The 14,567-nt window shown below is 65.8% G+C and carries 13 protein-coding genes and 1 other RNA gene; 12 read left to right on the top strand and 2 right to left on the bottom strand.

What is annotated here, in order from left to right; translation table 11 throughout:
- The 4 genes from JS536_RS04100 to miaA all read left to right on the top strand — a co-directional run.
- Positions 1 to 461 (top strand): alpha/beta hydrolase fold domain-containing protein (locus tag JS536_RS04100; RefSeq protein ID WP_214355852.1); only part of this gene is annotated, 461 nt, incomplete at its 5' end.
- An 87-nt stretch (positions 462 to 548) separates the two neighbouring features.
- Positions 549 to 2,393 carry a family 43 glycosylhydrolase gene (locus JS536_RS04095; protein WP_214355851.1) on the top strand — a complete coding sequence of 615 codons (1,845 nt, stop codon included), beginning with the start codon at positions 549 to 551 and terminating at the stop codon, positions 2,391 to 2,393.
- A 137-nt stretch (positions 2,394 to 2,530) separates the two neighbouring features.
- The gene (gene miaB / locus JS536_RS04090) at positions 2,531 to 3,991 is read left to right on the top strand and encodes a tRNA (N6-isopentenyl adenosine(37)-C2)-methylthiotransferase MiaB (RefSeq protein WP_214355850.1); all 1,461 of its coding nucleotides are present in this window, start codon (positions 2,531 to 2,533) and stop codon (positions 3,989 to 3,991) included.
- Between the two features lie 87 nt (positions 3,992 to 4,078).
- Positions 4,079 to 5,065, top strand: a complete 987-nt coding sequence (miaA, locus tag JS536_RS04085) for a tRNA (adenosine(37)-N6)-dimethylallyltransferase MiaA (protein WP_214355849.1) — start codon at positions 4,079 to 4,081, stop codon at positions 5,063 to 5,065.
- A gap of 86 nt (positions 5,066 to 5,151) precedes the next feature.
- Here the strand turns inward: miaA and JS536_RS04080 are convergent, their stop codons facing one another.
- A complete protein-coding gene (locus JS536_RS04080; RefSeq protein ID WP_240544253.1) occupies positions 5,152 to 5,898 on the bottom strand; it encodes a Fic family protein in 747 nt (248 codons plus the stop codon).
- 195 nt (positions 5,899 to 6,093) lie between these two features.
- Here JS536_RS04080 and JS536_RS04075 point away from each other — a divergent pair, with 195 nt between their 5' ends.
- From JS536_RS04075 to rnpB, 8 genes are all read left to right on the top strand, one after another.
- On the top strand, positions 6,094 to 9,042 hold the full coding sequence (locus JS536_RS04075; RefSeq protein WP_214355847.1) for a DNA translocase FtsK: 2,949 nt from the start codon (positions 6,094 to 6,096) through the stop codon (positions 9,040 to 9,042).
- A 74-nt stretch (positions 9,043 to 9,116) separates the two neighbouring features.
- Positions 9,117 to 9,785 (top strand): CDP-diacylglycerol--glycerol-3-phosphate 3-phosphatidyltransferase, encoded by a 669-nt coding sequence (gene pgsA, locus JS536_RS04070; RefSeq protein ID WP_214304154.1) that lies wholly within the window; start codon positions 9,117 to 9,119, stop codon positions 9,783 to 9,785.
- A 217-nt stretch (positions 9,786 to 10,002) separates the two neighbouring features.
- Positions 10,003 to 10,536, top strand: coding sequence for a CinA family protein (locus JS536_RS04065; RefSeq protein ID WP_214355883.1), 534 nt, complete (start codon positions 10,003 to 10,005; stop codon positions 10,534 to 10,536).
- A gap of 60 nt (positions 10,537 to 10,596) precedes the next feature.
- Complete coding sequence (locus JS536_RS04060; RefSeq protein ID WP_214304155.1) at positions 10,597 to 11,118, top strand: helix-turn-helix transcriptional regulator; 522 nt, start codon at positions 10,597 to 10,599, stop codon at positions 11,116 to 11,118.
- Positions 11,119 to 11,237: 119 nt separating this feature from the next.
- Positions 11,238 to 11,471: a DUF3046 domain-containing protein gene (locus tag JS536_RS04055; RefSeq protein ID WP_214304156.1), complete on the top strand. Its 234-nt coding sequence runs from the start codon at positions 11,238 to 11,240 to the stop codon at positions 11,469 to 11,471.
- Positions 11,472 to 11,825: 354 nt separating this feature from the next.
- The gene (gene recA, locus JS536_RS04050; RefSeq protein ID WP_214355846.1) at positions 11,826 to 13,031 is read left to right on the top strand and encodes a recombinase RecA; all 1,206 of its coding nucleotides are present in this window, start codon (positions 11,826 to 11,828) and stop codon (positions 13,029 to 13,031) included.
- A gap of 2 nt (positions 13,032 to 13,033) precedes the next feature.
- On the top strand, positions 13,034 to 13,726 hold the full coding sequence (locus JS536_RS04045) for a regulatory protein RecX (protein ID WP_240544243.1): 693 nt from the start codon (positions 13,034 to 13,036) through the stop codon (positions 13,724 to 13,726).
- A 90-nt stretch (positions 13,727 to 13,816) separates the two neighbouring features.
- An RNA gene (gene rnpB / locus JS536_RS04040) (RNase P RNA component class A) lies at positions 13,817 to 14,192 on the top strand.
- Between the two features lie 44 nt (positions 14,193 to 14,236).
- Here the strand turns inward: rnpB and JS536_RS04035 are convergent.
- Complete coding sequence (locus JS536_RS04035) at positions 14,237 to 14,566, bottom strand: transcriptional regulator (RefSeq protein ID WP_217625101.1); 330 nt, start codon at positions 14,564 to 14,566, stop codon at positions 14,237 to 14,239.
- Position 14,567: the final 1 nt, after the last annotated feature.

Below are 14,567 nucleotides of genomic sequence, written 5' to 3'. Positions count from 1 at the left end.
GCAACCTGACCATGGTGATGGCGCTCGAAGGCAAACGCCTGGGACTTCCCAGGCCCGCGGCCCTGGTCACGTACTCGTTGGTCGGCGACTTCACCGGACTGCCCAGCTGGACGGAGAACGAGGGCAGCGACGTTGCGCTCGGCGGCCAGAACGCCGGCACCGCGGTCGCGCGGATGTACTGCAACGGGCACGACCCGTCCGACCCGCGCATCTCCCCGAACTTGGGGGACCTGACCGGCCTGCCGCCGTTGAAGATCGTGGTCACCACGAACGAGCTGCTGCGTGACGATTCCCTCGAACTGGCGGACAGGGCCTCGGCCGCCGGCGTGGACGTCGACCTGCAGGTCTGGGACGGCGGGTTCCATGCCTTCCCGACCTATCCCACGGTCGCACGCCTGACCCCGGAGACCGACCGGGTCATCCGGGAGACCGGCGCGTTCATCAGGAACATCCTCGCATGACACGCCGGCATGCGGTCCGGTCCCACTGTGCCGGGCCGCATGCATGGCCCAGATCTCCTGATTCATTTCCAAGCAAAAGGACCACCAATGGCTTACTACTGCAATCCGCTCAATTTCGACTACCGTTACCAGTTCCTCAAGGCCGTCAACCCGCAGGGCACTCCGGCCGACCACTGGAGCGTCTACCGTGAGGCTGCCGACCCATCGCTCATCGAATTCAAGGGGCTGTACTACCTGTTCCCCTCGATGACGAACGGCTTCCTGACCAGCCCCGATCTGGTCGAATGGACACGCCACCCGTTCCTGAGCACCATGCCGGCCTGCGACTACGCTCCCGACGTGCGCCGGATTGGCGACTGGATGTATTTCTGCGCCTCCAGAATGGGTGAGAACAGCGCGTTCTACCGTTCCAAGGACCCGCTGCACGAGCCGTTCGAGAAGATCGAGGGCACCTTCCAATTCTGGGACCCGGACATGTTCCTGGACGACGACGGCCGCCTCTATTTCTATTGGGGCTGCTCGAACGTGACCCCCATCTACGGCGTGGAGCTCGACCCCGAGACCATGGAACGCAAGGGCGAGCCGGTGCCGCTGATCTTCGGCAACACCGCCGAGCACGGCTTTGAGCGCACCGGAGACGAGCACGTGCCGCCCAAGAGTCCCGAACAGGTGCGAGCCGAGGTCGAGGCGATGGTCTCGCGCATGATGCAGGCCCCGGCCGAGCAGCGCGCCGCCATGGGATTCGATTCCGAGGAGAAGATTCGCGCCACCGCCCAGGCCTTCCTCGGCACAGACCCGTACATCGAGGGCGCATGGATGACCAAGGTCGGCGACCGCTACCTGCTGCAATACGCCGAGCCCGGCACCGAATTCAACATCTACGGCGACGGCGTCTACGAGTCCTCCTCGCCGCTGGGGCCGTTCACCTTGGCCGCCAACAACCCGTATTCCTACAAGCCGGGCGGATTCGCCACCGGGGCCGGCCACGGGTCCACCCTGCTTGACCGGGAAGGACGCTACTGGCACGCCTCCACGATGCGCATCAGCCGTACCAACAACATGGAACGTCGGTTGGGCCTGTGGAAGGCGGGCGTGGATGCGGACGGCGAACTGTTCTGCGACCAGCGTTACGGTGACTGGCCCGTGAATCCCGAGACCCCGGCGTTCGCCAAGCCCGACTGGATGCTGCTGTCCTACGGAGCGGCCGCCAAGGCTTCGTCCGAGGAAACAGGCAAAGAGGCGGCGCATGTCGCCGACGAGGACATCCGCTCCTGGTGGCGTGCAGCCTCGGCCGAACCCGGCGAATGGGTCGAGATCGATCTGGGTGACGTGCGCGACGTGCACGCCGTGCAGGTAAACTTCGCCGACGACGGTATCGTGGCAGAACCCCCGGCCGACGGCCCAACCAAGTCGGACATGAGCGGTCTGCGCGTGATCGACACCGCCGAGCACCGCACCCGCTGGCTGCTGCAGGGCAGCGAGGACGGCACCCAATGGTCGGCATTGACCGACCGCAGTGATGCCGACACCAACCTGCCACATGACTTCATCGTCCTCGGGGAAGGCCGCGCGCTCCGCTACCTGCGGCTCACGGTCCTCGAAACGCCGTTCGGCCAGCCGGCCGCGGTCAGCGGCCTGCGTGTGTTCGGCCTCGCCTCCGGACCGGTCCCGGCCGCGCCCGCCGACGTCACGGCCACTCGCGAAGGAGATCTCGACATGACCGTCTCCTGGAAGCCCTCCAACGACGCCACCGGCCACAACATCCTCTGGGGTCATACGCCGGACAAGCTCTACCACAGTTACATGGTCTTCGGCTCCGAACGCGGCTCCCAGCGCATCGGCGCCCTGATCGCCGGCCAGCCGGTGTACGTGCGTGTGGATGCTTTCAACACCGCCGGTATCACCGAGGGCGAGGTTTTGCAGGTGCGTTGACCATGTACCCGCGCGATGGGAACCGGCCGGGATCGGTGCGTTTCATGCCGCGTCAATCCCAGCCGGGTCCCATCATGCTCGGGCGGTTCACGGTCCGCCGCCATCCATGACGAACCCCGCCTATACAATGCCGCCTTATGAATGAAGACATGATGACCGAGGCGGAGCGCGCCTCGATTACCGCCGATGGCACCGAGCCGATGCCGGCCGTGGCGGACCGCGGCAAGGGCGTGTTCCACATCCATACGCTCGGATGCCAGATGAACGTGCACGATTCCGAGCGCATCGCCGGCGTGCTTGAGGCCAACGGATACGTGCCGGCCACCCAGGAGCAGATCGACAGCCACGATTTCGACGTCATCGTGCTCAACACCTGCGCGGTGCGCGAGAACGCCGCCGAACGCATGTACGGCACCATCGGCCTGTTCAACCGCATCAAGCTGCAGCGCCCGAACCTGCAGATCGCCGTGGGCGGCTGCATGGCCCAGCTCGACCGCGAGACCATCGCCAAGCGCAAGCCGTGGGTTGCGGCCGTGTTCGGCACCAAGAACATCGAGGACCTGCCCAAGCTTCTCGAACAGAACCTCCTGACCAACAAGCCGCAGGTCCGCGTGGCCGACAAGCTGGAGGAGTTCCCGAGCCAGCTGCCCGCCGCCCGCGCGTCCCGCGTGAGCTCCTGGGTGGCCATCTCCGTGGGCTGCAACAACACGTGCACGTTCTGCATCGTGCCCACCACGCGCGGCAAGGAGAAGGACCGCCGCCCCGGAGACATCCTCGCCGAGATCCGCCAATGCGTGGCGGACGGCGCCAAGGAGGTCACGCTGCTCGGCCAGAACGTGAACTCGTTCGGCTACGGCATCGGCGACCGGTACGCCTTCAGCAAGCTGCTGCGCGCCTGCGGCGAGATTGAGGGACTGGAGCGCGTGCGCTTCACCTCGCCGCATCCGGCCGCCTTCACCGACGACGTGATCGCCGCGATGGCCGAGACGCCGAACATCATGCACCAGCTGCACTTCCCGCTGCAGTCCGGTTCCGACCGCATCCTCAGGGCGATGCGCCGCTCCTACCGTTCGGCCAAGTTCCTTGACATCCTCGGCCGCATCCGCAAGGCCATGCCGGACGCGCAGATCTCCACGGACATCATCGTGGGCTTCCCGGGCGAGACCGAGGAGGATTTCCAGGCCACTCTTGACGTGGTGCGCCAGGCCCGCTTCTCCTCGGCGTTCATGTTCATCTACTCGCCGCGCCCCGGCACCCCGGCCGCGTCCATGCCGCAGATCCCGCGCGACATCGTGCAGGAGCGGTTCGACCGTCTGGTTGCCCTGCAGGAGCAGATCACCGAGGAGAACCTCGCCACGTTCGAAGGGCGCGATGTCGAAGTGATGATCACCGGCAAGATCGGCAAGAAGGACGGTGACACGCACCGTGTGACCGGCCGCGAGAAGACCGGCGTGCTGGTGCACATCGGCGTGCCGGAAGGCTATCCGGTGCCGGAGATCGGCGACTTCGTGACCGTGACCGTGACCCACGCCGGCCGCCACAACCTGCTCGCCGACCCCGATCCCGCCGCCGGGCAGACCTACTCCGTGCGTCACTGAATGTATTTCGGTTCCCTTCTCTGAGCTCTGAGAAGGGAACCGACCGCCGTATGGCGGACCGAGGGGAGTCATGTTGGGAGGAATATTGTGACTCAGCGCGTCGTATCCATCGTCGGCCCCACCGCATCCGGTAAGACCGGACTGGGCATCGCCATCGCCCGCCGTCTGGCCGAACAGGGGGAGCGGGCCGAAATCGTCAACGCGGACGCCTACCAGATGTACCGCGGCATGGACATCGGCACCGCCAAGCCCACCGCCGAGGAACAGGCCGCCGTGCCCCACCACCTCATCGACATCATCGACCCCGAGGACACGATGAGCGTGGCGCGCTTCCAGCAGCTCGCCCGCGAGACCATCGCCGACCTGCAGTCGCGCGGCATCCGCCCGATACTGGTGGGCGGCTCCGGCCTCTACGCCCGCGCGGCCATCGACGACATCACCTTCCCCGGCACCGACCCCGAAGTCCGCAAACGACTGGAGGAACGCGAAAAAACCGAAGGCGCCGGTGCCCTGTTCGACGAGCTGAGGGCCAAGGACCCGGAGGCCGCCGCCCGCATGGACCCCCGCAACCCACGCCGTACCATCCGCGCGCTCGAGGTCATCGAACTGACCGGCAAACCCTATTCCGCAAGTCTGCCGCGCTACCGTTATGTGATTCCCTCCGTCCAGATCGGCCTCGACTTGGACCGAGCCGACCTGGATCGTCGCATCGACATCCGCACCAAGCAGATGATGACCAACGGGTTCGTCGAGGAGGTCGAACGCCTACGTCCGCATCTGGGTGCCACGGCTGTGCGCGCGCTCGGCTACCAGCAGATCATCGACCTGCTGGACGGCATCTGGGACGAATACGACGCCTTCGCGGACATCGCGCAGAAGACCAAACGGCTGGCCCGCAAACAGATGGGCTGGTTCGGCCGCGACCCGCGCATCCACTGGCTGCAGGCCCTGAACCCGAAGCTCGTGGACAACGCCATGGCCATCATCGCCCACGCCGATGCCGGCGACTACGACCCCATCGACGCCCACGCCGACGAATACGTGCAGCACCACCTCGGCGACATCGAAGGGTAAGCGTCATGAATAGGCTCCCCTCACTGAGGGGAGCTGGCGGCGAAAGCCGACTGAGGGGAGCCCTCAGCAAAACCTCGAAGAGGGACTCAGTGCGCCGGCCCCTGATCCCAACCGGCGATGAGGAACACGCGCGTCGGATTCGCCGGCCGAAGCATCGAATCGAACAGGCGCTCGAACACACTCAAATCGCCACGGTACGCCGTGTGCTTGGCCGTGCGGTACGCCTCGCGCGTCACCTCGCCCCAGTCGAGATCCCAGCCGGCGTCATGCGCCAGCCGCGACCCGAAGATGCGCAACACCATCGCGTTGCCACCGCGGAACGGATGCAGGTATCCCAATTCGTCGTAGATCACGGCGAACGCATGCACGAACACGTCGCGGTCCATCGCGTGCAGGTTGCGCTTGTCCGCCAGCTCGGTGGCGATGTTCAACGCCCCGGTCTCGATGAGCGCCGCAGGGAAGAACGCCTCCGGGTTGGCCGCCAGCGCATGGTCGTTCGTCACCTCGCGCGTGGTGTTCGCGGTACGCAGTTTGCCCGCGTCGTCGAACACGCCCTCGAACAGACCCTTGTGGATGGCCACCAGCTCATCCAGATCGCCCGACGGGTTCCACCGGCGTTCGGCCAGCAGCACCGTGCGTGCGAACACCGCATCCGCCCGGTCCGTGGCATGGTCGTCCAGACTGCCGTCCGCCAGACGATCACCGCCCTTGCCCTCCGCCACATGCAATCGCATGGCGGTCTGCTCGTCGGCCACGTCGATGAGGTGGCTTACATCTTCAATGCCCTGCTCGTAGGCCACCGCGGCGCGCAACGTCGCCTCGCCGGGCATCATCGCCTCCAATGCGCAGTTCTTGAGTGCAAATGCGACTGCGCTCGCACGCTCTGCGGGTGTCATGCAACCCATGATAAGGCATGACGGCGGGCGATCGGCCCATATCCGGCTCATGCGCGTGCAAACGGACGCCGCCGCGCCCGCGCCCGGGCAAACGGCGCCATGAACGCCCGTCCTAGTAGAATCGGATGCGCTATGGCACGAACAGCATCCTCAGACGACACCAAATCCCGCAAAACACGTGGCGGCGAAGACCTTCACGACGGCGAAACCAAAGTCCAGCCCGACCTTGACTTCGAACCCGTATGGAAGAAGGTCCTCCTCGCCGTGCCACGCGCCCTCGGCTCGGGCGTGCGGGCGGTCTCCGGCGTGGGCGAATACGATCCCGTCTACCGCCGCGACGGCCTGTGCTTCGTGATGCTCGTGCTCGCCGTGCTCTTCTGCGCCTCCGAATGGTTCCGCGTGCACGGCGCCTTCGGCCAACTCCTGCACGCCATCGCCTCCGGCATCCTCGGCGTGATGAGCGTGATCCTGCCGGTCCTGCTCGCGGGCGTGGCCATCCGCCTCATGCGCAACTCCGGCCGTGGCTCCAACAACCCCCGCGTGGTCACCGGCTGGGTGCTGCTGCTGTGGTCCATCTGCTCGATCATCGACGTGGCGCTCGCCGCCGACCACACCCAGTTCGACATCACCGTGCTGCAGTCCGCCGGTGGCCTGTTCGGCTTCTTCCTCGGTTCGCCGCTCGCCTGGGGTCTCTCCAATGCGTTCGCGATCATCGTGTTCGTCATCGTGGCGCTGTTCTCGCTGCTCATGATCACCGGCACCCACGTCACCGACCTGCCGGACAACGCCCGCGCGCTCGCCGCCAAGGTCCAGGGCAAGCCGTTCTCCCCGAAGTCCAAGGAAACGGACGGAGACGACGCACAGCACAGCCAGTTCCCGAACGAGGTGCGCGTGGGGGATGGCACGCTCGCCTTCGCCGACGGCGTGCCCGCACACGACGGCACCGACGAGGAGGCCGACGGCGGCCAGCAGTCCGAAGGCATGTTCGGCTTCCTGACCAAGCTGTTCGGCCGCAAATCCAAGGACGACGGCGACTCCCGCCTCGACCGGTACGCCGCCGACAATCCGTTCGACACCGCCGCCAGCCGTCATGGCGCCACCGCCGAGACCCCGGTGGTCGACGGCGTGGCCCGTACGGTCTCCAGCGGCGACGGCCCGTCGGTCGGCCGCACCATCGCGTCCTCGGCCTACGACGGACGTCCCCATGTGGGCGAGCCCGCCCCCGTGTCACCCGTGGCTCGTCCGCGCGTCGTCTCCGGTGGTTCGACGGTCGCCATGCCGTCCGATGCGATGCCGGACGATCCGTGGGCGCCCAGTGCCGCCCAGGCTGCGGGCGCCGTCGTGCCATCCGTCATAAGCGGCGGAACGGCCGCCGTTCCGAGCGCTGCGGACGATGACGACGATGCCACGCGCGTCACCGTCGTCGGCGGCGCCACGGGCGCCTATGCCGGCGCGGACGCCGACGGCAGCGGAGTCGGCCAGGGCGTGCCCCGCGCCGACGCCCCGGCCGGAGTGGATGCGGGGGAGGGCGATCCGGACGACGACGCCAACCGTCCCTACCAGCTGCCGGACCTGAACCTCCTGGCCAAGGGCCAGCCTCACGCCATGCGCACACCGGCCAACGACCGCGTGATCCGGGCGCTCACCTCCACGTTCGAACAGTTCAACGTGGACGCCAAGGTGGTCGGCTTCCTGCGCGGCCCCTCCGTGACCCAGTACGAGGTGGAGCTCGGCCCCGGCGTCAAGGTGGAGAAGGTCACCAACCTGCAGCGCAACATCGCCTACGCCGTGGCCAGCTCGGACGTGCGCATCCTCTCGCCGATCCCCGGCAAATCCGCCATCGGCATCGAGATCCCGAACGAGGACCGCGAGATCGTGCATCTGGGCGACGTGCTGCGTTCCGACAAGGCCATGAACGACCCGAACCCGATGCTCAGCGGCATCGGCAAGGACGTGGAGGGCCACTTCGTGACCGCCGACCTGACCAAGATGCCGCACCTTCTGGTGGCCGGCGCCACCGGTTCCGGCAAGTCCAGCTTCATCAACTCGATGCTCACCTCGATCATCATGCGCGCCACGCCCGAACAGGTGCGCCTGATCATGGTGGACCCCAAGCGCGTGGAACTGTCCGCGTACGCCGGCATCCCGCACCTGCTGACCCCGATCATCACCGACCCGAAGAAGGCCGCGCAGGCCCTCGAATGGGTGGTCAAGGAGATGGACGCGCGCTACTCCGACCTCGAATACTTCGGATTCCGCCACGTCAAGGACTTCAACGAGGCCGTGCGCGCCGGCAAGGTGCACGCCCCGCTCGGCTCCAAGCGCAAGGTGGCTCCCTACCCGTACATCCTCGTGGTGGTCGACGAGATGGCCGACCTCATGATGGTGGCCAAGAACGACGTGGAAAGCTCCATCCAGCGCATCACCCAGCTCGCTCGAGCCGCCGGCGTGCATCTCGTGCTCGCCACCCAGCGCCCGTCCGTGGACGTGGTCACGGGCCTCATCAAGGCGAACATCCCGTCCCGCCTGGCGTTCGCCACCTCCTCGGCCACCGACTCCCGAGTCATCCTCGACACCACCGGCGCCGAGACGCTGATCGGCCAGGGCGACGCCCTGTTCCTGCCGATGGGCTCCGCCAAGCCGATCCGTGTGCAGGGCTCGTGGGTCTCCGAATCCGAGATCCGCAAGGCCGTGGAGTTCGTGCGCACCCAGCGCAAGCCCAAGTACCGCGAGGACATCGAGCAGATGGCCAAGGATGCCGAAAAGAAGGACAGCCAGGACATCGACGAGGAGATCGGCGACGATATGGACGTGCTGCTGCAGGCCGCCGAGCTCGTGGTCACCTCGCAGTTCGGCTCCACCTCCATGCTGCAGCGCAAGCTCAGGGTCGGCTTCGCCAAGGCCGGCCGCCTCATGGACCTCCTGGAAACGCGCGGCGTGGTGGGTCCGTCCGAAGGTTCCAAGGCTCGCGAGGTGCTCGTCCAGCCGCAGGACCTGCCGCAGGTGCTCGCCTTCATCCGCGGCGAGACCAGTTCGCTCGAGCCTTCCGCTCCCAGCCAGGGCGAACTCGGCGGGGAGTGATTTTTCCTTGGTTCCCAAGCCGATTCCCAGCGTGCGTTCACCCAAGGTAGAAGTGTGGGGGTAACGTGAACACTATGAGTGAAAACACCGTGGATAAGCAGTCATCATCCAAGCCGTCGATTTTCGACGGGTGGAACGCTCCGCCGAACCTCGTCACCTACTCGCGCATCGTGCTGGTGATCATCTTCCTGGTTCTCGACATCATGGCCGGCGCGTGGGGTGCCGAAAACCTCACCCTGCGCTGGGTGGCCGGCGTACTGTTCATCATCGCCGCCTGCACCGATAAGATCGACGGCTGGATGGCCCGCAAATACAACCAGGTCACGGAAATGGGCAAGCTCATGGATCCGATCGCGGACAAGCTGCTCACCTGCGGTGCATTGATCGTGGCCGCGGCCTTCCACGAGTTCGGCAACGTCATCTGGGGCTGGGTCGTGGTGGCCCTGTTCCTCGTGCGTGAGATCGGCATCACCGTGATGCGCTTCTTCGTCATGGAACGCCCGGGCGGCAAGGTCATCGCCGCCGCCTGGCCCGGCAAGCTCAAGACCGTGTTCCAGTGCGTGGGCCTGTCCATGCTGCTGCTGCCGTTCTGGTCCCTGGAGACCGGCCAGACCACGCCGTTCTGGCTCACCGCCTACTACTTCCTGACCTACGCCGTGATCTACGTGGCGCTCGTGCTGTGCCTCTACTCCGGCGGCGTGTACCTGTACAACACGTTCATCGGCTCCAAGAAGACCGCCTGACGGCCGAGGTTTTTCCTGGCTCCCCTTGCCAGGGGAGCTGGCGGCGAAGCCGACTGAGGGGTAGTTCAACAGGATTCATGTTGAATTTGGTTGAAGAAACTATGATTGATGGGGCGCGGCGCGTTGTTGCCGCGCCCCATCTGCGTATATGCACATATTCCTGCAGTTAGGGCCAAGGAGCCATGCCATGACCATTCCCGATACCGAAACCCCCGACCTGCGCGAATCCTGCGACGCGCTGGCCGCTTCCATCCTGAAAACCTGCGAGGCGCACGGCGTGAAGATCGCCTGCGCCGAATCCCTGACCGGCGGCCTACTCGCCGACGCCTTCGTGCGCATCCCCGGAGCCTCCAACGTGTTCCTTGGCTCGGCCGTCACCTATGACATCAAAGCCAAGGCCTCCGTCCTCGGCGTGGACCGTGAGCTGCTGGCCCGCGAGGGTGCCGTGCACCCCGAAGTCGCCCGCCAGATGGCAGCCGCCACCGCGCGACTCTACGACCAGCCGGAATACGCGGGCAACGTCATCGGCCTGTCCACCACCGGAGTCGCCGGCCCCGGACCGGACGGCGACAAGCCCGCCGGACTCGTGTACATCGGCCTGCGGGTTCCTTCCGCTCTGACCGATGACGGTCGGGAATCCGTGAAGGCCGTCGAGCTGCATCTGACCGGCACCCGCGAGGAGGTCCGTCTCCTGACCGTTTTCCGCGTTCTGCAAAACTTGAGTCTATTCACAGCAAGTTTTCAGGAATAAAACCGGGTGCGGGTGGTGTTGTATCCAGTAGGACATAACGAACCGACTATTGGAGGGGCTATGACAGTCGAAACGATGACCCGTATGAACGAGCAGATGGAAACGGCCGCCAGGAAGCCTATGGCCGTGCAGCCGGGCGTGGCCCGTATGCGCGAGCTGACCCCGGCGCAGCGCCGTGCGGTGATGTTCGCCCAGCAGCAGGTGCTCAAGGCGCAGGCCGCCAAGAAGGCCAAGGACGAGCGTCAGGCCGCGCGTGACCGCATGTGGCAGGAGGAGGACGCCTCATACAAGCCGCAGCACGCGGCCGTCGCGGCCGCCCCTGTGGCCGAGGAGCCGCGCGAGGTGTCGCTTCGTGGCGCGATCGGCCATGTGCTGCGCGATCTGCGCACACGCGACCATCGCACGCTGCGCGAGGTGTCCGAGAAGGCCGGTGTGTCGCTCGGCTATCTGTCCGAGGTTGAGCGCGGGCAGAAGGAGGCCAGCTCCGAGCTGCTGAGCTCCATCGCCGACTCGCTCGGCGTGTCCACCGCGCAGATGCTGCGCATGGTGGCCGACTACCTCGACTCCGTGCAGGCCGCCTGATTGGTGCATACGGCATAGTGATGATCGTCAAGCCCGCTTCGCCCTTGTGGCGCGGCGGGCTTTCCTATGCCGTTTGTGATCGAAGGGCCTGTCCGCCGGGTGGTGGCAGACTGGCGGGTATGCGTGAACGGGAATTCTGGCAACTGCTTGAGGAGGTGTTCGGCCGCACCTACGGGCGGTCGATCGCGCACGACCAGCGTATGCCCAAGTTGGCGAACATGACCGTGGTCGAGGCGCTGGATGCGGGGGAGGAGCCCCGTGTGGTGTGGAATGTGCTGTGCGACCAGATGGAGATCCCGGATTCCAGGCGATGGGGCAGCGACCACAACGCGCCGCCCATGCCCGCGGCATGAGCTACGCGGTGCGCGGGGTGCCGAGTGCCGTAATCAACCGAAGCCGTACGGATTCGTCAGCGTGTCGGTTGTGATTCCGGTGTTTGCGGGCATCGATTCGCCGCGACATCCGCAACAATCGAACAAATGTTCGCCTATGGGGCTATAGTTGTCCCCAGTGACAGGCAGCCACGCCGGTGTGCGGTGGGATGCCTCGCTGACACCATAATGGCATGGCTCGCGCGGTTCCGGCTGGATTCGCGTGACGCCGCCGGGCAAGCTGGAACCACCGGACCGTGTTCGGCGTCCGGTCTCCGGCATGCGGTCATACGGTGAAGGTGACCTGTCCGCACACGACTTCGACAAGGAGAAATCATGGCAGTTGAGACCAAGACGGCCAAGGAGCCGGCAGCCCCCGCCAAGCACGAGATCGATCCCAAGCGCAAGGCCGCGCTGGATACCGCGCTGGCGCAGGTGGAGAAAAGCTTCGGCAAAGGCTCCGCGATGAGGCTGGGCGACCGGCCCGAACAGAACGTGGAGGTGATCTCCACCGGCTCGCTCGCCCTTGATATGGCGCTCGGCATCGGCGGCCTGCCCAAGGGGCGCATCGTGGAGATCTATGGCCCCGAATCCTCCGGCAAGACCACGCTGGCCCTGCATGTGGTGGCCAACGCCCAAAGAAAGGGCGGCGTGGCCGCGTACATCGACGCCGAGCACGCCTTGGATCCGGCTTACGCCCGCAAGCTCGGCGTGGACACCGATTCGCTCATCGTCTCCCAGCCGGACAACGGTGAACAGGCGCTGGAGATCGCCGATATGCTCATTCGTTCCGGTGCGCTGGACGTCATCGTCATCGACTCGGTGGCCGCCCTGGTGCCCAAGGCCGAAATCGAAGGCGACATGGGAGACAGCCACGTGGGTCTGCAGGCCCGACTCATGAGCCAGGCCCTGCGCAAGATGACCGGTGCCCTGGCCCAGGCCGGCACCACCGCCATCTTCATCAACCAGCTGCGCGAGAAGATCGGCGTGTTCTTCGGCAGCCCGGAAACCACCACCGGTGGCAAGGCCCTGAAGTTCTATGCCTCCGTGCGCATGGACATCCGCCGCATCCAGACCATCAAGAACGGCGACGAGGCGGTGGGCAACCGCACCCGCGTCAAGGTGGTCAAGAACAAGATGGCCCCGCCTTTCAAGTCCGCCGAATTCGACATGCTCTACGGCGAGGGCATCTCCCGCGAAGGCTCCGTCATCGACATGGCTCAGCAGGTCGGCGTGGTCAAGAAGTCCGGTTCCTGGTTCACCTACGAAGGCGACCAGCTCGGCCAGGGCCGTGAGAAGGTGCGTCAGTTCCTCAAGGACAACCCGGCCATCACCGAGGAGATCGAGAACAAGGTCAAGGCCGAATTCGGTCTCATCGCACCCTCCGACCAGTTCGCCGAGGACGAGGAGGCCACCGCGGCAGCAGCCGCCAGCGAGGCCGCGGCCGCAGACATCGCCAAGGACAGCAAGGCTGCGGCAGCCAAGCAGCAGGCCAAGTCCGCGAAGACCACGCCCGCCAAGGACTCCGCGGACCAGGCCTGACGATGATCGACGCCGAAGCGTTCCTGCGGGGCAATCCGGTCGCTATTGCCCCGCAGGATTATGTCGATGACCAAGCGGATGCGCTGCCCCGTGCGCGTATGTCCGGGGACGCGACCGCCGAGACCGGCGGGGGACGACGGTTCGGATCCGCCGGTCGTGGATCGTTTGTCGGTCACGGGACAGGTGGTCGATGGCCTGTGACCGGTGTCTCCAGTGACTCCGATGATGCGGAAGACGCCGACGACGAGGACGCCTGCCGCGAGGCGGCATTGAGGCTGCTGGACGCCGCGCCGCGTTCGTCGGGCGCGTTGCGTGACCGATTGCTGGGCAAAGGCTATGACGAGGCCACGGTGGAGCAGGTCATCGAACGTCTGATCGCGGTGCGGCTGCTGGACGACGAAGACTACGCCGAATCGGTGGTACGGGTTTGCGCTGGTCGTATGATGGGCCGGCGCGGTGCCATAATGGAGCTTTCCCGCAAGGGCGTGGACCGTACGCTGGCGCAGCAGGTGGCCGACGAAGCCGAACGACGGGGCGTGTTCGAGGAAGCGGCATGGGAACTCGGCCGCCGTGTGGCGCGCAAGACGCAAGGGCTTGACCGGCAGGTGCGCCAGCGCCGTTTCTGGTCGGCCGGCGGACGGAAAGGGCATAGTCCCGAAACCCTCCGTCGCGTGGCCGCGGAACTCCTCAACTGAACGCTGGGGCCGCTGCCGGCCGTCCCGTCGTCTATGTGTCCTGCGGAGGTGTGGCTTCCGTTTTCCACGCCCTATGTATAATTGTCCGCTTGAGACCTCTTGATGGCCGCGGCCGTGATCTTCATTGGGATCGGCTGAGGAACTTCCGGGCTCCGCAGAGCACGATGGCGGATAACGTCCGCCCAGGGTGACCTGAGAGATAGCGCAGCAGAGAACAGACCGCCCGTCCTCGACGGGTAAGGGTGAAACGGCGGTGTAAGAGACCACCGGGCCCCTGGCAACAGTGGGCCGCATGGCAAGCCTCATCGGGAGCAAGGCCAAGCAGATGGCGGTAAGGGCTGCTCGCCCGTGCCATCGGGTAGGCTGCTAGAGCCTGGCGGCGACGTCAGGTCGAGATGGATGGCCATCCGTCTCACGGCGTTCGCGCCGGAGACGACAGAACCCGGGGTATAAGAGGTCTCACTTTCTTTTCTTTCTCCCTGTTGCCTTGAAGTACGTTTTTTGCATCGGCTAATCGACGATGCCGGCGGCGATGCGTTTGATCTCGGCGAGATGGGCCTCAAACGCCGCGCATCCGGTCGGCGTCATCGCATACCACCGCACCATGTGGCGACTGTCGTCCGCCTCGCGTTTGGACACGGACACGTATCCGCAATCGGCGAGCGTCTTCAGATGCTTGGAACAGGCGGCGTCGTTCATGCCCAGCGTGTCCCTGATCGCGGCGAACTGTAACTCATCCACCGTGGCGAGGATGCCGCATATGCGCAGCCGCATCGGTTCGTGAATCACCGGGTCGAAGCGCGGTTCGACCGGCGCGTGTCTTGACTTCCTCGGCGGCATG

It is taken from the genome of Bifidobacterium sp. SO4 (genome assembly GCF_018555355.1).
Lineage (GTDB): Bacteria > Actinomycetota > Actinomycetes > Actinomycetales > Bifidobacteriaceae > Bifidobacterium > Bifidobacterium miconisargentati.
The sequence above is the reverse complement of the archived record's forward strand: the minus strand, read 5'-3'. Positions and strand labels throughout refer to the sequence as shown.